The organism is Mycoplasma buteonis (genome assembly GCF_000733865.1).
Lineage (GTDB): Bacteria > Bacillota_I > Bacilli_A > Mycoplasmatales > Metamycoplasmataceae > Mycoplasmopsis > Mycoplasmopsis buteonis.
The window spans coordinates 74,756-97,160 of sequence record NZ_JPOK01000004.1; the positions used below are offsets into that span (position 1 = coordinate 74,756).

A 22,405-nucleotide genomic window follows, 5' to 3' on the forward strand; every position below is an offset into this window, starting at 1 on the left:
TCCTTTCAATTAGCTTTAACAAACATATTGTTAAATAAAATTATATTATTTTATATAAAAATACGAAGAATTAGACACTGTTAATACTTTAATTTTAAGTTTTGTTCAAAGTATCTTTTCTTTAAAAATTCTAATGGCGAAAGAATAAAGAATAAGAAAAATACGTAAATTGGCATTGCTATAAAAGATTTAAGAGCAATTAGAATCATTAAGCCAAAATATCAATCTTTATCATTTGCATATGTTGCGCTACGCATACGACCTATATACATACTAAAATTAATTCAAGCATATGGTCCTCATATTCAACGAACAATAACAACAACAGAAACCACTAATGCTATTAAAAAAATAAGTCTTGTTAAATTTTGCTTACGTTTTGAATCTTTTGTAAAAAGTAATCATATAGATAGTGAAACTAATAATAAAGTTATCATAAGACCTACAGAAAACAAAATGTATCCAACATAAATTGGTAAACTTTTTAGGTTAAAAATAGATGAAATTCGAAAGTCATTACCTTCTGTTTGACTAATTTTAATAAAAAATAGAGCTCCTAAAAGAACAAAAGAACCAATTAGCATCAGAATAGAAATTACCAATGTAATTTTTTTATTTCTTTGAAATAAATCAAAAAGTAAAGAACTAAATATAACTATAAAAATTGGTGAAAGAGCATACATTCAGTACCATTGCCCAATTGTACCTGTCACAACCATTCCTAATGCATCAGAAAGAAATGCAAGAAAAATTCCTTTAACATATCTAAATAAATAGGCATAAACTATAGCGAAAAGAAATTCAAAATTAAAACTAACAAATCTAAGAGGTGTTAACTTTAATAAAACGGTAGCAATAATAAATAATGCTAATAAAAGTGAACCTAAAGATACATCCATTATCGAAATTTTAAAATGCTTATTAAAGATTCCTCTTATTTTTTCTGATTTTAAAATGCTTAAATAATAATTTAAATCATAATCATCAAGACTGATTAAAAAATCATTAGTTAATATTGTTAATTTAGTTGAAATTTTCTTTTGGTAAAAAAAAGAATAAATAGGAAGTAAAAGTAAAAAATAACTAAACTTTTCGGTTTGAATTTTTCCTTTTTTCAAATTTTGAAATCAAAAAGATATCTCATAATATTTGATTCAAAAATAAAGTAATATAGATAATACAGAAAAAAATAAAAATAAACCAAATTGAAAAATAGTACTTTTATATTGATTATTAAATATCTCTAGCGTAATCTTTTCATTTGTAAGCTTTTCATTTAATTCAGGTATAACATTTAACAATGTATACAATGAGACAGATAAAAAAACTCCAAAAGCAATAATAAATAATAGTTTAATTAAAAAAATATTAAAAAATTGTTTAATAAGTTTTTTTGTTTTTAAAACAGTAATTTTATATTGGTATTTGTAATTCATTTAATAATTATAATTAATTTAATAAATTTACCTCCAAATTATTCTTAATAGTTTTGTAAAAAGTAGGTATTTTTACAATTTTTCAACTATAATCTTTATTTATGAATAAATTTTGAATTTGTAATAGTATGGTATAAATATCAAAATTTGAAAGAGATATATTTGATATTTCATTTTGGTTTTTACAAAGTAAATTTTCAAACTGATTAACATTTAACTTTAATATAGTATTAAAACTAACACAATAATCAATAATTTCATTATCAGTAAAAAGAATAATAGAATCTTTATCGAATGCTTCTTGAATTTTATAAACTGGTAAAAGATATAAGTTTGTTTTTTCTAAAATTATAGGAAGAATTAAGTTGGTATTTATACCAAAATTTCTTCTAATTGTTTCGGTAATTTTTTCATTGATTTTATAAATTTTATATAAATTGCTTCTTTTCATTTTTTGCTCCTCATTTATTAAGTATTTTTTTAAATAAATTTGACAAAAAATGAACTATTTTTTATTTAAAAAAAGCAAGAATTTATTTCTTGCTTTCTAATATTAATTTTTTGTTTTAACTTTTTGCACTGTTTGAATTGTTTGTGTAAATACTTTATTTTTACCAGCTTCATCTTTGTAAATATAAGTTTTACCATCTTTTTTAAGTGCCACAACATACTCAAAAGTATATTGATATGTATTTGTATCTAGATTTGATTGTTCTTTTAGTTTTAAAGGGTATCAAGTTTTATTTTTTGAAAATAACTCTGCTAAGTCTCCATTCGCTTCTTCTGGAGAAACTAATATTAAATCTTCGAATTTTACATCCTTATTTAATTCGTAAAGATTTGTAAAATTACCTCATTTATTGTTATCTTGTTTTTCTCTAATTCTAATATATCCATTTTTCTTTTTTCCAGTAATTCCAAATAATAATTCTTTTGAATCGTTTACTTCATAACCTGCTTTATAATTTGATGTACTATAAACTTCTTTGTTTGTAAACAACTCTTCTGAATTACCTGTAGAAAAACTTGAATCTTTAAATTCTGAATTTAATTCTGATTTTTTATCCTCTGCTATTACTCCCAGAATCTTCTGTTTCAGCTGTAGCTGGAGATGGATTTTGTTTTTCTGCTGTTTCTCCTTCTGCAGCCGGTGAAGCCGCTGGTGTTCCATCACCTTCTTGTGTAGTTTGTTTACCTTCTGGAGCAGTTTCTTCAGCTACTGGAGGTTGTTGTTCTTCACCTGAACCCGGTACAGTTGTTTCTTCAGTTTTACTTTCTGATTCAACGCCAGAATCTTTTTGTTTAGTTTCTGATGAAGCAGGTTTTGGATCTTCTGAATTAGTTTCACCTTGTTGTGTAGATGAAGTATCTTCTACTGAATCAGCTCCAGGTTCTGATTTATTTTTTTCTTCAGAAACTTCTGTTTTTTCTTCTGGTTCTGTAACTTTAGGTGATTCTTCTTCACTTCCTGATTGTTTAGGGTCACCTTGTTGATTATTAGAATCAGTTTCAGTTCCTGATTTTTCTTCTGGACTTCCAGGTGAAACTTGTTTTTCAGCACTAGGTGCAGGATCTGATTGTGAATCACTTGATGAACCATCTACTGAAGAAGTTTTGTCTTCTTCTTCACCTTTTGCTTTAGGTTCTGAATCTTCAGCAGAACCACTTACATCTGAGCTAGGTTTATTTTGGTCATCACCTGCTGTACCACTAGGTTGATCAGCTTGATGTTCTTCAGCACCATCAGCTTCACCTGAAGCTACTGAATCTGATGAACCAGCACCATCTTTTTCATTATTTTCTGATGGTGTTTCAGCATCTTTAGAAGCTTGTTTTTCTTGTTCATGTTGTTCATACTTTGTATTTACTGCTGCAACATTCTTTTCTAATTCAGTAAGTTTTGCTTTTAATTCTACTGAATTAAGTTCTTCATTACCTTCTTGTGCTTCGGCAATTTTAGCAGTTAAAGTTTCTTTGTCAGTTGCATAAGTATCTTCAGAACCTAGTTTCGCTAAAAGTTCTTTAGCTTCAGTTACTTTAGCATTAATTTGTCCTAAAGTTTCTTCTTTTGCAACTCTTTCTTCTTCTTTAAGATCTTCAAATTCTTTTGTTAAGTCTAATTCAAATTTAAATTCTTTTTTATCATTATCTTCAATTTGAGTTCACTTACTTTTATCAGTAACATCAAATAATCCGTATGTAATTATTACTTTATTACCATCTAACTTAAGATCTACATTGCTATTTGGATACTTAGAACTTTCTTTTGATTTAACATTCCCTAATTGAATGTTTTTAGGTAATGTACCTGCTTTTGAGCTAAATGCAAATTTTTTGTCTTTTTCTACTCTTAACATAAGAGTTTGTTGTTTAAACATATATTGCATTCTTAATTTAGATTTTTGTTCATCAGTTAATGAGTTAAGTGCTTTAGCTAATTCTTTTCTTTTATCTTGATCATAGAATGTTTTAACATCTAGATATGCTCCATAAGCTTCTCTTGGTAATTGAAGAGGTGCATCAAGTTCAGCTTTATTTTCATCAAAATATTGTGCCTCGTCACTTAAATCAAATTTAACTTTGTAAGCTTCACCATCTGCTTTTCCATAAACTGAGTAGTTATCTTTTGCTTCACGGTAAGCTGCTTTAAAGATTAAAGTAAATTGTTTTGTATAAAAATCAAATGTGTAATCAAGTGTATTATCTGGGTTACCTGTTGAATAATGATTGTTTGCTTGACTTTCTGAAGCTAAGTTAAATTTCTTTTCTTCTTTTTTGTCCATCACTTCATTTGTAACTAATTGTGGAGCAATCATTTCTGATTTAACAGCTCCTAGTTTTTTGAAGTAACCTTTGCTATTTGGTTGTGATGAATCTTGTAATTGAACTTGTACTCTACCTTTTCTAAAATCGTAATATACAGTTACAACATTTTTCTTAGTTAAGTCCATTTCTTTTCTATAAAGAATTTTGTATAAAGTTTTTCTATCATTTTGACTTAAAAAGAAGGTTTCTGGTCTGCTTAAAACGTCAGCTCATGATTTAATTTTATTTTCATAAGCAAATTTTTCTTTATCAGAATTAAATTCTTCTTGTACTTTAGATTTATTAGCCTCATTTAATTTTTTATTTTCTTCATTTTTTTGTTCTTTTACTTGGTTTGGAATAACAGTTGTATATAAGTTATTTAAATCTTCTTTTGCTTTAGTAAGCTCTTCTTTTGAAGCATCTTTTTTACTTAAAATTGCTAAAGCATCAGCGATACCTTTTCTTAAAGTATCTTTGTGTTCATTACTTCAATTTGAAACTGTTAATTTTAATTTCGCAAGATCAATGACGCTTCTAAGATCTTTTTGTTCTTGTGTTTGTTCATTTTTAGTTGTTTGACATGAAGCAGCAACTAAAGGTAGCATTGTAGTTGTTGCTCCTAAAATAAGTAATTTTTTAAATTTCATATTCTAAAACCTCTTTTATTATATTTAAATAAGTGCCCTAAAACTTATTTGTTATGTTTTACATTTAAATTATATTTTTTTATAAAAACAGATTGAATTTTTCATTTAAATCTAGAATAAAAATGAAATAATTTTTTAAAAAATAAATGTATTACCATATTATTTCCACAAATAATGTCAATATTTGTTTTTTTCATTCAAAAAATGTGAAAATATTTTATTTTTATAGCAAATATGATAAGTATTTTTTATATGAAAAAATAAACAGTAATTTAGATTTTTTACTTTTTTTATAAAAAATATTTTGGTTTGTAATATAATAGTTAAGCAATTAAATTAATTAAATGGCACCATAGCCAAATGGCCAAGGCATGGGTCTGCAAAACCTTGATTGCGGGTTCGAATCCCGCTGGTGCCTCCAAAAAAATGCGCCCGTAGCTCAACTGGACAGAGTGTTAGGTTACGGCCCTAAAGGTTGCGGGTTCGACTCCTGCCGGGCGCGCCATATATTATGTAAATAGTACCAATCAAGTAAGTTTCTTATTTGATTTTTTTATTAAATTGAGGGAGGAAAAATGGTTTTAATGATACTTTATTGTTCTTTACTAGCTTTTGGTTCATTAGCGGGTGTTTTACTAATAAATAAATACTTTAAAAAGTACTTTGATAAGTATTATCTACGTATTATTTTTGGAGTTCTTGTCCTAGGTTACTTAGTAATTGTTCGTTTTATACCAACTTGAAAACAAATTAGTTTTTTTAACCCAAAACTCAACTCCAGAGTGATGAGATGAAAGCTATCGTGATTACTACTCTTTCGTGCTAGGTAGATCCTTTTTACTTGATTTATGTCCATTTTTTAGTTTTGTACTTTACTTAACTATGATTTTTGACAAAAGTAAATATTCATCATTCTTAGCAGCACCTTTTGGACTTTTTGCATCAGCAATTGTGATTCCTTTTGTTCCTTTTACTGACCCAAATCCAAATCCTCAATTTACATTTCATTTTGTATTTTACGGAACAGATAAAGCTGAACTATACTTCTTTATGCACTGAATGCTATTAATTTTTAGTGGATTAGCATTACAAAATTATTCATTAAAAAATGTGAATGCTAAAAAAGTTTGAATTGATGTGCAATTACTAGTTTTAGCTTTCTTTAGTTACGTTATTTTAATTAGTTATACATTTAACATTGATAAGTATACAACCGGGATTTCAAAAAAAGATTGAGAGCTTGGTGGTTCATTTTTTGCAATTAGCAAAATGTTACATACTGATAATTCTTATCTTGCAGCAATTCCATTTTATTTATTTGCTTACTTAGTAATAAATAGTATTTGGTATATTAAATTTTTAAAAGCAAACCAAATACCAAAAAACTTTTATTTTACTTTAGAAAAGTTAAAAAATAATCTTTGAAAAAAGGTTAAAAATAAAACTACTGATTTAGATTAAAAACTCAAAAAATTATTTTAGAAAAACGATATATATAATATAATTTATTTGATTTTTCAAACCACTTAGGTTAATTCGAAAAAGGGAGGCTAAATTATGGCTAATATTAAATCAAAAATTAAAAGTATTGCTAAAATGGAAGCTGCTCGTGTAAAAAACGCAGCTATGAAATCACGTGTTAAAACAGCAATTAGAAAAGCAAGAGAAGCAGTTTTAGCTAAAGCTGAAAATGCTGATGCACTTGTTGCTAACGCACACAAAACCATTGCTAAAGCAGTTTCAAAAGGTGTTTTCCACGCTAACAAAGGTGCTAGAAAACACTCACGTTTAGACCAATTTGTTAACGCAAACAAATAAGGTATATTACTTTTAACTTCCGATGGGAAGTTATTTTTTTACTGAAAAAAATAAAATATTGTAAAATATACTTAAAAATAATTATTAAGGATATATTACTAATGAGTAAAGTTTCAATTTATCAAGAAAAACAAGTAACTTATAGTGAAAAAGTTGCTTTGCAATACTATCAAAAGATTCAAGAATTCTTAAAGGAAAAAGTTGCAGCTGCAAAAGCAGAGGGAGTAGTTGTAGGAATTAGTGGTGGAATTGATTCAGCACTAGTTTACGCTATTGCTAAAAGCGTTTTTCCAAATAACACTCTGGCTGTTGTTATGCCAGTAATTAAAATGACAGAAAGTGATTTAGCGCACATTAAAGCACTTGAAACAAACTTTAACGATCAATTTATTACTGTTGATTTAACGAACGCTTTTACATCAATGCAAGAAGCTACAAAAGTAAGTAACCCTCTTGCAGTCGCTAACATTAAACCTAGATTAAGAATGACAACCTTATACGCACTTGCACAAGAAAACAATTATTTAGTACTTGGAACAGATAATGCTGACGAAGTGCATATTGGTTACTTTACTAAATTTGGTGATGGTGGCGCAGACTTATTACCAATTTCCAACCTCACTAAAGGTGAAGTGCGTTATTTAGCCTCATTATTAAACGTACCACAAGTAATTTTAGATAAAAAACCTTCTGCTGGTCTTTGAGAAGGTCAAACGGATGAAGCAGAATTAGGATTTAGTTATGCTGACTTAGATTTTTATCTAAATCATCAAAATCAACCAGAATTATTAAAACAATATTTAGATGCAAATACAATTGAAAAAATTGAACATAAACACAAAATAACACAACATAAACGTGATGCAGCTTATAAACCAGAAGGCATCAACTAGGAGGATTATTATGGCAGGACATTCACACGCAGCCAATATTATGCACCGTAAAGGAGCACAAGATGCAGCAAGAGGAAAAGTTTTTCAAAAACTTTCTAAAGAAATTTATGTTGCAGCTCAAAAAGGAACAGATCCAGAAACAAACCCAGCTTTAAAATTAGCTATTTCAAAAGCTAAATCAAAAAATATGCCAAAAGATAATATTGAAAGAGCAATTGCAAAAGCTAAAGGTGATAAAAATGGAAGTTCATTTATCGAAACAATTTTTAATGCCACAGTTACTGGAGGTGCTAGCTTTATCGTAGTAACTCTTTCAGATAACATTAATAGAGTTACATCAAATGTACAATCATACTTTAGAAAACAAAATGCAACACTTGGTAAAACTAACCAAATCCCTTTTGCTTTTGATAAAATGGGAATTATCGAAATTGAAAAAGATTTAGTTTCTGAAGATGACTTAATGATGGTAGCACTTGAAAACGGTGCTGAAAATATCGAAACAGAAGAAGAATCATTTGTAGTTCTTAGTTTACCTGAAAACTTCTCAGGTTTAAAATCAGCTATCGAATCAAACTTAGGCATTGATAATTTTATTCAATGTGAAGTAACTTACATACCTAATATGTATGTTGAATACGATCAAGAAAAAGAAAATAAATTATTAGAATTTGCTGAAAAATTAAAAGACGATGATGATATTCAAGATGTATATCATAACATCGATATTAAATACAATTAAAAACGAAAGATAAGAAAATGGGTAAATTTTTATCTGATTTAGCTCAGTCATTAGAATACTATACAGATACTAATACAGCTAAGTTTTTATTAGTTTTAATCTTTTTATTGCTGCTTTTAATTATTCCAGTTGCAATTTCAGCTTTATTTCCAATTATTAAAAAATCTTTAAACCACCGTACAAAAGTATATTTATATGCTTTTTCAACTGGATTTTTTATCATTTTAGCTACTTTCGGATTTCTTCGTGAAGCTCTTGAGCAAACCTCAATTGGTTCCTCTCAAAATGGTTTTACTGCAGAAAAAACATATTTATATAATATATTAGTTGTTTTTTGTGGTTTACTGGGTGGATTAGCTTTTTCATTTACTTTAAAATTCGTTATTTCTTACCGAATTAATAAAAAACTTATGAAAAACAAAAAACTTAGCATTTTTGTTCATGATCATAGTTTAGAAGCAGGACATCATCACGTACACCAACACCCTGATCATATTTTTACTAACGAAGACTCAGTAGAACTGGCTGAAGATGCTTTAACTGAAAAAATTAGTGGTAAGCTCAAAATTATAGCTTTAGCACTTTTATTAACACACAGAATTCCTGAAGGATTTTTAATTGGTTACAACTTAAGTTTATTTTTTGTTAACCAAAGTCAATCACAATTAACTACTTTATCACTAGCATACTTTATTTCGCTAGTTTTACACATGATTCCAGAAGAACTAGTCTTTTATTATCGTTTAAGAGAAGCTGGTTATGGTCCTTGAGCTGCTCTTGGAGTTTCAACTTTAATGGACTTTTTATTCTTACCATTTATGCTTATAGGTATTTATGCTGGACATGAAATTGGTTCTAATTTATACGCACAAGGTGCTATGATGGCAATTATCGCTGGTATATTCCTCTTTACTTCACTTGTTGAATTTTTCCCAGAATTTTATCATGTTAACATGGAGAAAAAGAGTTGATTTATCACAATTGTTTGCTTATTTGTTGGTGTAAGTTTTGCGGTGTTAGTTCTATCATTTCATACGCACAGTCATCCACAAAGTCCAGCAGCAAGCGATATCTTGCTTAGTCCAATTAAGACAATTAAAGATACTGTTAGTTATTTATCTACATTTTAGTTGATCATCGATCAACTTTTTTCTTTTTCTTAGTAAACCACAATAAAATAAGTTGTAATTAGATATAATTAAAAATATAAATTTAGAAAGGTTCAAATGAAAAAAAATCAAAAAATTTGAATTTTTAGTGCATCAATTACTTTATCATTTTTTATTTTAGTAGCCTTAATTGTCGCTCTAATTAAAAGTGATAAAAATTATTGAACTTCCATTTTTTTCTCACTTGGAATTTTGCTAATTTTAGTGTTTACCACTATCTTACTGTACTTTGCAATTCATAGTTTTGCTAAATCTCGAGAATTAATTAAAGGTTCTTTTAATGGTTTTATTGAAGAAATTATGTCAAATAACAATATTGGAATTATTATTTACGATATTGATCAAAAAATTATCTGATCAAGTAATTTTATAATTAGTAAGTTTAATCGTGATTTTATAGGACAAAAAATTAATGATTTGTTTAATCGTGTCCACTTAAATTTAGATCAAAATTGAAATATTACCGAAACAAAACTAGAATTTAAAGATAACGGAAATTATTATGAAGCCCAGTTTTGACCTACTTCAAATACTATTGTAATTAGAGATATTTCCAGTGAATATCTTTTTAAAGTGGAAACTTGAGAGCAACAACCAGTAATTGGAGAATTAGAAATTGATAATTTTCAACTTTTTCAATCCATTTTATCTGAGGAGCAACTTTTCACCATTAGTAAAGTGGTTATTGACGTAATGAATGAATATATGGAAAAATATAATTTAGTATATCGTCAATATACAAATGGAAAATTTGTTATTTTTACAAATGAAGTTTCATTAAATCAAATGCGTAAAGATGGTTTTCGTGATTTAATGAATATTAACAGCAGAATTAAAGAAAACAATATTAGTAAACTATCTTTAAGTATTGGATTTGCACACGGATGGTCTTCATTAAAAGAAAAAATCGAACAAGCTAAAAAAGCATTAGTTCAAGCTCAAAGCCGTGGTGGTGATCAAGTTACTATTTTTTCAAATCATGAAGTACCTTCTTACTATGGTTCAAACTCAGAAATTTTAGTTAATAATAGTAAAACAAAAATTAATCAAATTGCATTACAATTTGAAAAAACCTTGTTAAAACCAAACATTGATAAGGTGATTGTGTACGGACATCAATTTGCAGATTTAGATGCTTTAGGTTCTGCTCTTGCAATTTGTGAAATAGCTAAGAATTTTGGTAAAAAAGTTTATATTGGGAATTTTACTTTTGATTCAACAGCCGAAAAAGCTTTAAAGGACTTAGTGCCTAAAAACAAAAGTGTTTTTGCGAACTTATTTATTAAAAATGATGCAACACTAACTAAAATGACTGATGAGAATACAATTGTTGTTTTAGTAGATAACTCAGACCCATTTAGAACCGACAATAAAGATGCTTTAATTAATGCTGATCGCGAAAATATTTTTGTTTTCGATCATCATAGAATCACTAAACCAGTTGATTACTGTCCACAAATTAACGTTTATATCGAAACTAGTGCAAGTAGTGCTTGTGAAATTGTGACAGAAATTATTACCTTCTTTAAAAAACAAATTGACTTGTCACAAGTAGCAGCACAACTACTTTTAAGTGGTATATATTTAGATACAAATCAATTTACTAAGTCTGTAACACCAAGAAGTTTTCAAGCAGCAGCTTGATTAGAATCTAAAGGAGCTAATGCAGTACTTAGTTCAGAAATGCTGAAAGTTGATGAAGAATCTTCGAAAGAAGTACAAGAAATTTTAAAAAATGCAATTGAAATCAGAAAAGGATATTTCTTAGCTTACACTGAAAAAGAATGCAGCAATGATTTAATTTCAATTGCAGCAAATGATTTATTAAAAGTGCGTGGTAGAGTTGCTAGTTTTGTAGTAGCAAAATTAAAAGGTACGAAATTATATAAATTAAGTGCTCGTGGGATTGAAACAAATGTACAAATTATTTGTGAAGCTGTTGGAGGTGGAGGACATTTTGGTACCGCTGCAGCCACTAGCGACGAAGATTTAGAAACTTTTGTAGATAATATTAGACACGCAATAACAACAGCAGGGAGACAAACAGATTATGAAAGTAATACTTATTAAAGATTGTAAAGATGGAAAAGCTAATACAGTAATTGAAGTATCAAACGGATACGGAAGTAACTATTTAGTTAAAAATGGTTTTGGAGTTCCTTATAATCCACAAACCGCTAAAATGTTAGAAAAAAAATTAGATAAACTTGCAGCAGATGAACGTGAAAAACGTTCAGAAATGCTTGAATTAAAAGAAAAATTAGAACAGTTAAGATTAAAATTTGAACTTACAGCTAATGTTGATGCCAATAAAAATTTAAACGTTCATGGCTCAATTTCTACTAAAGATGTTGATAAAAAATTAAAAGACTTAGGATATAGTGTAAGTAAACACGCTTTATCAAAAATTCACTTAATTTCAGAAGGATTGCACGAAGTGGAAGCAGTTTTATACAAAGATATAGTAGCTAAAATTCACATCGAGCTCAAAATTCATGTCAAAAAATAATTTACTTAAAAAAAACACAGACAATTTTAAAAATGTCAAAATAAATCCAGATACCGCTTTTTTCGATTTAAACTTAGAAAAACGTATTTTATCAACTATGCTCGCTTTTGCAGACAAACAAGCTATGGGAATCAGTTATTTAAAGCCAGAGCTCTTTTTTGACCAAAAGTGTCGTGAAATGTTTAATTTATTTGTTGAATGAAAAAGTAATAAAAGTTCTGAAATTACTTGATTTGACTACAATAATATTTTTCAAGTAATAAATGAAGATTTAGAATCTCCAGAAAGAAAATATAAAAAAATTGATATTGCTTTTTTAAACGAAATTGCTGTTATTTTATTTAACGAAGAAAACTTTGTCGAAGATTTAGAAACCCTTAAAGAAAAGGCTAACTTAAGAAATTTAGAAGCAATTTTTAATTATTATTCTTCAGAAATGCAAAAAATTAAATTTGATAAAAAATTCAAAGAAATTTTAGGTGATTTTGAAGAATATATTGTTATAAATAACAATAATACAATTGAAGGTGGACAATTTAAAACAATTAACGATGTATCACAAGAACTTCAACAAACAATAAATAATATTTTAGCAAATAAACATGACTTAGATGAGCTTAAAACAGATTTTGAAGCAATTGATCGCTACGTCCAAGGGTTTAAACCAGGACAGTTTATAATCTTAGCTGCCAGACCCGGAGTTGGTAAAACAGCTTTGGCATTAAATATCGCAAATAACGTAGCATTGCAACACACTAAAATTAAAGTAGATCAACTTTCAGAAGCAGAAAAAAGCAAGCATAGAGCAAAAAATGTCGCTTTCATTTCACTTGAAATGCCAGTGAAAGAGTTAATTTCACGTGTAATTTCATCAACAGTTCAATTACCTCTAAATTACATTCAAAATCCTAAAAGATTAGTTGAAAATCAAATTAATATAAACAAATTTCAATATTTTTTCGAAAGTAAATTAGAAGAGATGAATATTTATTTTGATGATACTGCAACAAGTAAAATTAGCGATATGATTTGAAAAATTAAAAATTTACACAAACAATTAAATGGAAATTTAGATTTAATTGTAATTGATTACTTACAATTAATTAGTGCTTCAGATGTAAACGGGAATCGTCAAAATGAAGTTTCAGTGATTTCTCGTTCACTTAAAACTTTAGCACTTGAATTAAAAGTTCCAATTTTAGCTTTATCACAACTTTCACGGAGCGTTGAAAATCGTGAAGACAAAAGACCACAAATTCATGACTTACGTGAAAGTGGAGCAATAGAACAAGATGCAGATATAGTTATTTTATTACATCGTGATATGACAACTAACCTCAAAAACGATGAAGAAACAAACTCAAAAAATCATTTTAACGAGCAAATGAGCGGTAGTAAAACAATTGTCTCAGTTGCTAAAAACCGTAATGGTCAAATAGGAAGTGGTGAATTTATTTATTTAGGTTCAACAGTTACCTTTTTTGACCGTAACAAAAATAAAGGAGCTTTCTAATGGATGGTTATTCCAGTTGTTTAATAATTCTAAGTTGCTTTAAGGAGTATTTATGTCTTTAGAGCTACAAATTATTTTATCAATTGTACTAGTATTTCTCTTTTTACTTAGTAGCATTTATAGTGGTAGCGAAACCGCTTATTCAACAATTTCGGCTGCTAAGCTGCACGAAATGGTGCAACAAAACAAAAAATTTGCTAGTTTAATAAACAAACAGTCAAAACGTTATAACCAAATTTTAAGTACTATCTTAATTGGTAATAACTTGGTAAACGTAGCTAGTGCGTCACTGATGACTTTTATTTTATCTAAAGTAATGTCAAGTGATGAAACTGCAGCAATTATTTCTACCGCAGTTATAACACCTTTACTTGTTCTTTTTGGTGAAATAATGCCTAAGTTACTAGCAAAATCATATCCAGAAAGATTTTTACAACTTTTTGCAATTTTTATTGAACTTAATTTTTGAATTTTTTACATTTTAACTTATCCAATTTCAAAGTTAAGTAAAAAAGTTTACGAAACTAATAGTGAACAAGACTTAAAAAACTTTATTAAAATTGCACAAGATGAAGGTGTCTTGCAAACAGGTGAATCAATTTTAGCTCAAAACGCTTTGGATTTAGATTCAACTAAAGTCTTATCACACTACGTACGTTTAAAAGATGTTCAAACTGTTGATTTTAAAGCTTCAGTTACAGAAGCTTTAGAAATTTTTAAAGAAACAAATTATTCTCGTTTACCAGTAGCTAAAGATGGTCAATTGCTTGGTATTGTCCTAATTAAAGATATTTTTCATGTTAATAAAGACGAAAGAGTGATTGACTTTTTAAAAAGTGTTCCTAATATTTCAGCTAACTCAATTTTATCAAGTGCACTTGAAAAATTGCGTGCAGCTAGAGCGCAAATGGGATTTGTAGTTGAAAATAATAGTTCAACAGAAGCTATTGGAATTATTACTATTGAAGATATTATCGAAGAAATTATTGGTGAAATTTACGATGAATTCGATGATGATGAAGAAATTTATGAAATTTCTTTAGAAAAATCACACGTTCAATCTAACGTTAATATTTGAGATGTATTTAAACAATTAGAAATTGATACTGATTTACTTACTGATCAAGAATCCAAAATGACACTACGTGAATGATTATTAAGTAAAACAAATAAAACTAGATTAACCAAAAACACTCGTTATACCTTAGAAAACCAAGCACATTTAAAGTTATTGAAATTGTGAAAAACGCAAAACACAGTGCAATAATCGAAATACACAAATTATAGGTGCTTTTGCACCTTTTTTATATCTAATTAGTAAAAAACAAATTTAATGTATAATTAAAAAGTTATGAAAAAACTCGGAATAGTTATTGATTCTTTCTCAGGAATTACTGAAAAAGAAGCTCACGATTTAGGATTTTATTTCCTTCCTTTACAAGTACAAATTGATAATCAAATTTATCAAGATGGAGTTGCTGATCATATTGAAATTTTAGAAAAATTATCTAAATCAAACAATTTTTTAAGTAGTTTACCTAAAATACAATTAATTGAAAGTACAATCGAAAAAGCAGCTAAAGAATGTGAGAATGTAATTGTATTAACAATTCATGACCAACTTAGCTCTACGACTAGATTTGCAAGAAATTTTGCAGCTAGTTTTGCAAATATTCATGTAGTTTCAAATCATTTTTCAGGTTATCAATTTATTAATGTAGCACTTTATGCTGAAAAATTAATTAACAAAGGGCATTCAATTGAAGAAATTATTCAAAAAATTGAAAACATTAATTCTCTATCACACACTTTACTTGTCCCTAAAACTTTAGACTACATGATTAAAGGTGGTCGGCTTACTGGAATTAAAAAGTTTTTAATGACAAAAATCACTATGATACCTATACTTTCATTTGATTTAGAAGGTAAGGTAGTACCAATTGCTTTAAAACGCACAATTAAAGGTGCTATTAGCAAATGTGTTGCTAAAGCAGTTGAGTTAGCTAAAGAATTGCCAAAACCAGAGATTAATTGAATGCATGGTATTGACCAGGAAATTAATGACTTTGTTCTACATGAAATACAAGAAAATAACGCTAGCTTTACACATGAACAAAATACTTCATCAGTAGTAGCGATTCACACAGGTCCAGAGGCTTTTAGCATTACAATCATGCCACAGTTAAATTAACATGAAAAAGAAAAACAAACAAATCAAAACAGTTGAATATGAAATAAATGAAAACATTAATGAATTTTTAAAACACGATAGAGTTACTCAAATTCAAGAACAAATCATTCAAGATATTATTGAAATTGATTCACAAGAAATTGATGAACAAAAAATTAAAGAATTAAAAAAATATCGCAGAACATATATTGCTGCGATTAGTATTATTGTTTTAATTTTTTTAGTTTTTATTTTATTAGTTATTTTTTATTTCGTTTCTACTTTTGCTTAAATAAAAGTGAGTAAACTTACAAAAAAAGAACTAGAGACAAATGCCAAAACTGTATGTAACATAAAGACTAGATTTTCAATAAATCTAGTTTTTTTATGCACTAATGACATAATAAAGGATGCTAGTGAAACATAAATATTTGTTGGAAAATTAAATTCTTTAAACAAATACCTTGCACTTAGTAATAAGGAAATTGTGGCAACACCATTTAATGAAATCCGAGCTAATCCTGTTAATCATAAACCACTAGCACTGACAAAGCGATTAATTATATATGTTGCTAACGTGAAGATAAAAATTAAAAACAACCCAACAAGAAATTCCTTTTTTCTTAAAATATCTACGTGTTTAAAATCATTGCTTAACTTTAATTTTCTACGTAAAAAACTTCAAAATAAACAGCTAAAAACAATTGCTAGTAAATGAATTAAAAATAAATATACTAAATTGATTCAAAATCAATTATTTGTGTTTAAGTTAGAGTGATCAAAAATCAGACTAAATAAAAATAAAAGATTACCCATCGGATTAATTAACGGTACAGCTGTAGTAGGTATTTCATCTAAAGTGTTACTAATTAAAAGTAAAAGGTATAAAACAGAAAAACCAATAATTCCTGAGAAAAACATGCTACTTCCATAAAAAATACCATAAACAAATTTATGCTTAAGGTATTTTTTAGCGTAGTATGTTGAAGTAAATGACATAATAATCAAAAATGATAGAGCACAAAACTCAGCAATTCCGATTTGTCATAAAAAACTATGTGATAAAAAAGCAAGCATTATTTATTAAAGAAAATATAAGGCTTGATAGCCATAAAATATTGATATCCTGAAAATAGTGAAAACCCAAGTGCAATAATTATTGGTAATCCAAAAACGTATTTAAGCAGATAATTTCATAAACGTAATTCAGATGGTAAAGGATGATTAAATAAAGTAAATTTTAAAATAACTCAAACAAAAAGAGAAATACCAATTCCAATTGAAAGTAAAAGAGTTTTTATTTTACCAAATTTATTAGCTTGTACATCAATGTTATGTTTTGACATAACATTTCTAAAACCAGCTACTGCTAAATCACGAATAATAAATAAAACTACTACTCAAAAAGGAATTGCACTAATTACAGCAAGAAAAACTAGTAAAACATTAGTAATAACTTTATCAGCAATAGGGTCTCAAAGTTTTCCAAATTCACTTACTTGATTGTTTTTTCTAGCTAAGTATCCATCTAGAAAATCGGTTATCATTGCCACAATAAAAATAATAAAAATCAAAATACCCATAGCACCTATAAAATATTGATTATTAAAAAAACGGCTTAGAATTAATGACATTAAAAATAGCAATGGAATAATTAAAACTAATCGAAAAATAGTTAATAAATTAGGAAGATTAACTTTGTTTGTTAAGTTTTTCATAATATTCCTTTCTGATTTCTTCAGCAAGTTCATCTTGATTACGTAAATCGAAATAATCTTTTTCTTGATAACTTTTTGCCGCTTCAATTGCTTGTGCAATTGCAGTATCAAAATATTCACGATCTAACGGTAACTTTTTGTCTCATAAATTACTGTTAGTATCTTTTAACTCAAAAACTGTACGCACAAAAGCCATATGTTCTTCTGTGTCTTGAAAACATGCTTGAAAACGATCGCTTTTAATCTCATCTTCAATTAATTTTCTTGCAGTAGTATTTAAATCTGACATTTTAAATTTACCAATACTTGGTTGAAATTTTTCTTGTTCAGTTGAATTAATTTCTAATAATTCTCTAAGTTTACAGCTAAGTTCATATCAGTAAATTACAGTATTTTTTCTTAATTCATGTGTTGCTTGTGCAATTTTTTTCTTTTCAATTCTTTCTTTTACTCAAGAGAAAATGAAAAAGAAAACAATAATTAAAACTAAAATAATAAGGACTATTCATAAAATTAAGTTTTGTCCAGAAAAAGCACCTTGTGTATCTGAATTAGTACTATTAGCTGCTTCTTCTAATAAATTTTCTAATTGAAAAATCATAATACTCCTATTTTTTGACAGTTAATTTTCATTTGGGATCTTTTTGTACAATAAATTGTTCAATTAACATTTCCATTTCAGCTTCGGTAAGCTGTTCACCACGATTAAGCAAAGTAAATAGATATTGACTATATGAAGGATAATCAATTCTTGGTTTAGGAGTGACAATTTGGTATGACACTCTTCCACCATCACTTAAAGGTTCATCAAATGAAATTTCTGTATCTTTAACCAAGTCTTTTAACATTTGGTTAATTTCTTTTACTTTTTGTTTGTAGTCTAAAAGTTCTTCAGCAAGCAGTTTAATTTGCTCGATATTTGCACTAATAATTTCTTTTTCCATATCTCTCCTCAATTAAACTGCGTTTCCTATAATTCCACCTTTGTGAGCCACTCAAAGTACTAAAATATTTAATCCAAAGAAAATTAAAGTACTGATTGCGTCACTTAAGGTAGCTAAAATTGGTGCTGACATAACTGCAGGGTCTTTTTTAAAGCGTACAGCAATAATCGGAATTATAGTACCTAAGAACTTAGCAAAAACTATAACAATAAATAGTGATAATGAACTAGCAATAATAATAAAGCTCAGTTCACTTCATTTTGCTTCATTTCCGTTGGCATCACGACGGAAATCAGGAATAGTAAAGTATAAATATAAACGAACAATGTTAGCGAAGAACATAATAAATCCAATAACTACACCAACACTAACTTCTTTTCCTATAACTTTACTTAAATCTTTATTTTTAATTTCTCCTAGTGCAGCAGCACGAGTAATGGTTGTAGAAGACTGACTTCCTGCATTACCTGCCGAACCAGAAATAATTGGTATTAAACCAACTATAATACCAGTACTTACTGTAATATGAATTTCATTAATAAAATTAGATGAAATCTCAGTAAATTGCTGAATAATAAATTGGCTTAATGTTGCCGAAATCATTAAAATTAACAGTCAAAAAACACGAGATTTAACGATTTGCATAATTGATGTTTTTAAATATGAATCTTCAGCAGCTTCTGGATTAATCCCTACCATACGGTACATATCTTCAGTTGCTTCCTCTTGAATAACATCAATAACATCATCAGCAGTAATCATTCCAATAATATAATTATCACGCGAAACAACTGGGAGAGTTGATTGATCTTGTTCTGAGAAAATTAAAGCAGCTTTTTCTTTATCATCTTCTGGTAAGACGCTAGCAGATACATCATAAAGCTCATCAATTTTAGCTTCTTCGTTAGCGAAGACAATGTCTTCTAATGAAATGTCTCCTAAAAATTTCATATCATCATTAACTACATAAAAATGGTGTGACATTTCTTTTTTATTTTTGTAATCCTTACGAATTTTACGTAAGGCCTTTTTAGCAGTTCATTCTGATTTAATAACCGAAATATCAACACTCATAATACTTCCAATTTGATTTTCATCATATTGGAAAATATTGTTAATTTTTTTACGTTTTTCTTCATCGGTTACCGAAAGAATTTTACGCATTAAATTAACTGGCAGATCCTCTAGAACATCAGCAAGTTCGTCAGATTGCAGTTCATTTAAAATATTTAATCCTCAATCTTCTGTAAAAGATAAGGCAAGAGAAGCTTTAATATCATCATCCAGGTAAGAGAATACTTCAGCAGCTTCATCTTTTTTTAGTACCCTAAGTATATATAGCTGCTGAGCACCATTAAGAGTTTCGAGAGCATTAGCAAATTCAGCAGAAGTATTTTCTTCTTCTAAATCACGAATTTTTTTTACTTGATGATTAGCTGCTGCATCAGTTAATGCAAAAGCTAATTGTTGTTCAAGTTGTTCGTTAAAATGCATTACTGCTCTTTTAAATACTTAATTAATTGCTCTTGAAACTCTTCGATTTTAACATGATGAATATTAGAACCTTTAACAATTTTAACACTACCGTTTTCTTCAGAAACAACGATTGTTGTTGCATCACATTGCTCTGAAATACCCAGTGCCGCACGGTGCCGTGAACCATAGTTATTCTCCACGCTACGTCTTGTAATTTTATAAAAAGTCGCAGCATAATAAATTTTGTTATCACGAATAACGACTGCACCATCATGCAGTGGTGAATTTTTATTGAAAATAGAGATTAAAAGTGCACTAGAAATATTAGCATTTAATACAACTCCATCAGTACGTAAGTTATCAATATTATCTGTATTTTCAATAGTAATTAAAGCACCAATTTTATAACGCGAAAAATATTCAACGCTTTCACGCAATTGATTAATTAAACGAATTTGTGAACTTTTTCCTAATTTATCATATTTTGTTTTTTTAAATTTACCTGTGATTAAATTAGCTAGATAAGGTTTGGCTATAATAATTGCTGTAATTGCCGAAATAACTAAAATAACGGCAACTAAAATTATTACTACAATTACAAGTGTTTCCATTATAACTTAAGAGAGACTAAATAAGCAATTAGCATCAAAGCAATAATTACAACTACCGTAACTCCAGCACCTAATAAATTTAAAAATACTCCTCTTTGGTATCACTTCTTGGACTGTTCACTTCTTAAATTATTTTGTTGAATTAATTCACTTTTAGCAAGTAAAATTTCATGTTGAATTTCTTGCTTCCTAAATTCTATTAAATCCATTAAATTATTTGTGGATGTTTCTTTTTCTTCTCGCATGTTATTTTCCTAACTTAAATATATTTAATAAAATTATAACTGTTTATAACGTTTTTCCGTTAAAATAAAAGAAAAACAAGGGTTATTTTCCTTGTTTTTGTACTTTTAAATAGTCTTGATATGCTTGTTTTAAAATTCGTTTTCCGGAGTTGAAAGTTAGTAAATTTTTCGCTCTGTTTACTGGATAAAAGCCAGCTTTTAATAATTCTGATTCTTGTTTAATCGGATTAGAGCTACCTGTATATTGAGCAAGAAAGAAAATAACTTCCTTAGTATTTAAGTTAGGTAAAACATAATTCATTTGATAATGATATTCTGGATAAATTGTGAGGTTAAAATCTTTTTTAATTGAAGTTTCTTCTTGTAACTCTCTAATAGCTGTTGTTAAAAGATTTTCACCTTTTTCTTGGTGTCCTTTTGGGAATGTTCAATTTTTATTAATTTGTTTAATTAATAAAACCTTTGTCCCGGTGCTAAATTCCTTAAAAACAACACAACCGCATGAAATTTCGTGCTGCATTAGTCTAAAATTTCCTTAATTTGTGCTTGTAATTGAGATAATTTGTTTAATTGTTCTCAAGGTAAGTTTAAATCATCTCTTCCAAAGTGTCCATAAGTTGCAGTAGGTAAATAAATAGGTTTACGTAAGTTCAATTCCTGAATAATTCCTTTTGGTGTTAAATCAAAAGTGTTTAAAATAGCTGTTTCGATTGCAGAAATAGCAACTTTTTCTGTTCCGAATGTTTCAACCATGATTGAAACAGGTTCTGCAATACCAATTGAATAAGCAATTTGGATTTCACAGCGATCAGCTAGTTTGGCAGCTACTACGTTTTTAGCAATTCATCTAGCAGCGTATGCGGCGCTTCTATCTACTTTAGTAGCATCTTTACCACTAAAAGCTCCTCCACCATGACGAGCAGCTCCACCATAAGTATCTACAATTATTTTTCTACCAGTTAAACCTGTATCACCAATAGGTCCACCTACAACAAATTTACCAGTTGGATTAATTAAAATTCTCTCTGGTTTTGCTAATGAATAATTTTGTAATACAGGTAAAATAATTGAATTAATAATGTAATCCTTAAATTCTACTTCGTTAAATTTTTCATCATGTTGAACACTAATTAATACAGTATCAACAAAAACATTTTTTGGATCTGTATAATCAAGAGTTACTTGTGATTTCATATCCGCTTTAGCTCATTTAAATTCACCATTAATTCTGAGTTTTTCTGCTTTTTTAACTAATGCATGAGCTAAAGTAATTGCTAATGGCATATATTCAGGTGTTTCGTTTGTAGCATAACCAAACATTAAACCTTGATCTCCTGCTCCAATTTGTTCGCCTTTATCAACACCTTGAGCAATATCTGGACTTTGAATTTTTATATCAGTTTGAAAACTAGTTCTAGTTGAATAATAACCTAACTGTTTTAAAATGTTTTTAGCAATTTCAATAACATCTATTTCAACAATAGAATTAACTTCTCCTGCAATAAAAATGTTATGTCCGCTAGCCATGGCTTCAATCGCTACCTTAGCGGTTGGATCTAAACGTAAATACTCATCTAAAATAGCATCCGAAATTTGATCACATAATTTATCTGGGTGTCCGCTACCCACTGATTCACTTGTAAATAATTTTTTCATAATTTCTCCTTACACTTACTGCTCGGAGAGAAATAAAATATGCATGTTGA

At 28.2% G+C, this 22,405-nt stretch carries 24 protein-coding genes and 2 tRNA genes; 13 read left to right on the plus strand and 13 right to left on the minus strand.

Annotated features, from left to right (window positions below; translation table 4 throughout):
• Positions 1-80: 80 nt before the first annotated feature.
• From EI91_RS00295 to EI91_RS00310, 4 genes are all read right to left on the minus strand, one after another.
• Complete coding sequence (locus EI91_RS00295) at positions 81-1,118, minus strand: hypothetical protein (protein ID WP_156954216.1); 1,038 nt, start codon at positions 1,116-1,118, stop codon at positions 81-83.
• Between the two features lie 331 nt (positions 1,119-1,449).
• Complete coding sequence (locus EI91_RS00300; RefSeq protein WP_036451820.1) at positions 1,450-1,887, minus strand: hypothetical protein; 438 nt, start codon at positions 1,885-1,887, stop codon at positions 1,450-1,452.
• Positions 1,888-1,989: 102 nt separating this feature from the next.
• Entirely contained in the window at positions 1,990-2,607 is a 618-nt protein-coding gene (locus EI91_RS00305; protein ID WP_156954217.1) for a hypothetical protein, read from the minus strand.
• The gene (locus tag EI91_RS00310) at positions 2,498-4,891 is read right to left on the minus strand and encodes a variable surface lipoprotein (protein WP_036451825.1); all 2,394 of its coding nucleotides are present in this window, start codon (positions 4,889-4,891) and stop codon (positions 2,498-2,500) included. The genes EI91_RS00305 and EI91_RS00310 overlap by 110 nt, the downstream gene beginning before the upstream one ends.
• Before the next feature lie 346 nt (positions 4,892-5,237).
• Here EI91_RS00310 and EI91_RS00315 point away from each other — a divergent pair.
• The 13 genes from EI91_RS00315 (at position 5,238) to EI91_RS00375 (ending at position 15,997) form a co-directional block, all read left to right on the plus strand.
• A tRNA-Cys gene (locus EI91_RS00315) sits at positions 5,238-5,312 on the plus strand.
• Positions 5,313-5,319: 7 nt separating this feature from the next.
• Positions 5,320-5,396: transfer RNA gene (locus EI91_RS00320), tRNA-Arg, on the plus strand.
• Between the two features lie 215 nt (positions 5,397-5,611).
• Positions 5,612-6,352: a DUF5378 family protein gene (locus tag EI91_RS00325; RefSeq protein WP_036451827.1), complete on the plus strand. Its 741-nt coding sequence runs from the start codon at positions 5,612-5,614 to the stop codon at positions 6,350-6,352.
• Between the two features lie 96 nt (positions 6,353-6,448).
• A complete protein-coding gene (gene rpsT, locus EI91_RS00330; RefSeq protein ID WP_036451830.1) occupies positions 6,449-6,709 on the plus strand; it encodes a 30S ribosomal protein S20 in 261 nt (86 codons plus the stop codon).
• A 101-nt stretch (positions 6,710-6,810) separates the two neighbouring features.
• Entirely contained in the window at positions 6,811-7,602 is a 792-nt protein-coding gene (gene nadE / locus EI91_RS00335) for an NAD(+) synthase (RefSeq protein WP_036451832.1), read from the plus strand.
• A gap of 10 nt (positions 7,603-7,612) precedes the next feature.
• Entirely contained in the window at positions 7,613-8,344 is a 732-nt protein-coding gene (locus EI91_RS00340) for a YebC/PmpR family DNA-binding transcriptional regulator (protein WP_036451835.1), read from the plus strand.
• A gap of 17 nt (positions 8,345-8,361) precedes the next feature.
• Positions 8,362-9,474, plus strand: coding sequence for a ZIP family metal transporter (locus tag EI91_RS00345; protein WP_084177979.1), 1,113 nt, complete (start codon positions 8,362-8,364; stop codon positions 9,472-9,474).
• A gap of 96 nt (positions 9,475-9,570) precedes the next feature.
• Positions 9,571-11,583 carry a GGDEF domain-containing protein gene (locus EI91_RS00350; RefSeq protein ID WP_036451837.1) on the plus strand — a complete coding sequence of 671 codons (2,013 nt, stop codon included), beginning with the start codon at positions 9,571-9,573 and terminating at the stop codon, positions 11,581-11,583.
• Positions 11,564-12,022: a 50S ribosomal protein L9 gene (rplI, locus tag EI91_RS00355; protein ID WP_036451842.1), complete on the plus strand. Its 459-nt coding sequence runs from the start codon at positions 11,564-11,566 to the stop codon at positions 12,020-12,022. The genes EI91_RS00350 and rplI overlap by 20 nt, the downstream gene beginning before the upstream one ends.
• Positions 12,009-13,535, plus strand: a complete 1,527-nt coding sequence (locus EI91_RS00360; protein WP_036451845.1) for a DnaB-like helicase C-terminal domain-containing protein — start codon at positions 12,009-12,011, stop codon at positions 13,533-13,535. Before rplI ends, EI91_RS00360 begins: the two co-directional genes overlap by 14 nt.
• Positions 13,536-13,587: 52 nt before the next feature.
• A complete protein-coding gene (locus EI91_RS00365; protein ID WP_036451850.1) occupies positions 13,588-14,802 on the plus strand; it encodes a CNNM domain-containing protein in 1,215 nt (404 codons plus the stop codon).
• Positions 14,803-14,886: 84 nt separating this feature from the next.
• Complete coding sequence (locus EI91_RS00370; protein WP_036451852.1) at positions 14,887-15,726, plus strand: DegV family protein; 840 nt, start codon at positions 14,887-14,889, stop codon at positions 15,724-15,726.
• A 1-nt stretch (position 15,727) separates the two neighbouring features.
• Entirely contained in the window at positions 15,728-15,997 is a 270-nt protein-coding gene (locus tag EI91_RS00375) for a hypothetical protein (RefSeq protein ID WP_036451854.1), read from the plus strand.
• On the opposite strand, the gene EI91_RS00380 is transcribed toward EI91_RS00375, so the two are convergent.
• From EI91_RS00380 to metK, 9 genes are all read right to left on the minus strand, one after another.
• Complete coding sequence (locus tag EI91_RS00380) at positions 15,994-16,782, minus strand: hypothetical protein (protein WP_036451857.1); 789 nt, start codon at positions 16,780-16,782, stop codon at positions 15,994-15,996. The genes EI91_RS00375 and EI91_RS00380 overlap by 4 nt on opposite strands.
• Complete coding sequence (gene pgsA / locus EI91_RS00385) at positions 16,782-17,423, minus strand: CDP-diacylglycerol--glycerol-3-phosphate 3-phosphatidyltransferase (RefSeq protein WP_036451859.1); 642 nt, start codon at positions 17,421-17,423, stop codon at positions 16,782-16,784. The genes EI91_RS00380 and pgsA overlap by 1 nt, the downstream gene beginning before the upstream one ends.
• A complete protein-coding gene (locus EI91_RS00390; RefSeq protein ID WP_051789146.1) occupies positions 17,398-18,024 on the minus strand; it encodes an MHJ_0274 family protein in 627 nt (208 codons plus the stop codon). Before EI91_RS00390 ends, pgsA begins: the two co-directional genes overlap by 26 nt.
• Positions 18,025-18,031: 7 nt before the next feature.
• The gene (locus EI91_RS00395; RefSeq protein ID WP_036451861.1) at positions 18,032-18,367 is read right to left on the minus strand and encodes a hypothetical protein; all 336 of its coding nucleotides are present in this window, start codon (positions 18,365-18,367) and stop codon (positions 18,032-18,034) included.
• A gap of 12 nt (positions 18,368-18,379) precedes the next feature.
• The gene (mgtE, locus tag EI91_RS00400) at positions 18,380-19,861 is read right to left on the minus strand and encodes a magnesium transporter (RefSeq protein ID WP_051789147.1); all 1,482 of its coding nucleotides are present in this window, start codon (positions 19,859-19,861) and stop codon (positions 18,380-18,382) included.
• Complete coding sequence (locus tag EI91_RS00405; protein ID WP_036451863.1) at positions 19,861-20,454, minus strand: diadenylate cyclase; 594 nt, start codon at positions 20,452-20,454, stop codon at positions 19,861-19,863. Before EI91_RS00405 ends, mgtE begins: the two co-directional genes overlap by 1 nt.
• Positions 20,454-20,699 carry a hypothetical protein gene (locus EI91_RS00410; RefSeq protein ID WP_036451865.1) on the minus strand — a complete coding sequence of 82 codons (246 nt, stop codon included), beginning with the start codon at positions 20,697-20,699 and terminating at the stop codon, positions 20,454-20,456. The genes EI91_RS00405 and EI91_RS00410 overlap by 1 nt, the downstream gene beginning before the upstream one ends.
• An 82-nt stretch (positions 20,700-20,781) precedes the next feature.
• Positions 20,782-21,219, minus strand: coding sequence for an NUDIX domain-containing protein (locus EI91_RS00415; protein WP_036451866.1), 438 nt, complete (start codon positions 21,217-21,219; stop codon positions 20,782-20,784).
• Positions 21,219-22,355: a methionine adenosyltransferase gene (gene metK / locus EI91_RS00420; RefSeq protein WP_036451867.1), complete on the minus strand. Its 1,137-nt coding sequence runs from the start codon at positions 22,353-22,355 to the stop codon at positions 21,219-21,221. Before metK ends, EI91_RS00415 begins: the two co-directional genes overlap by 1 nt.
• Positions 22,356-22,405 lie beyond the last annotated feature (50 nt).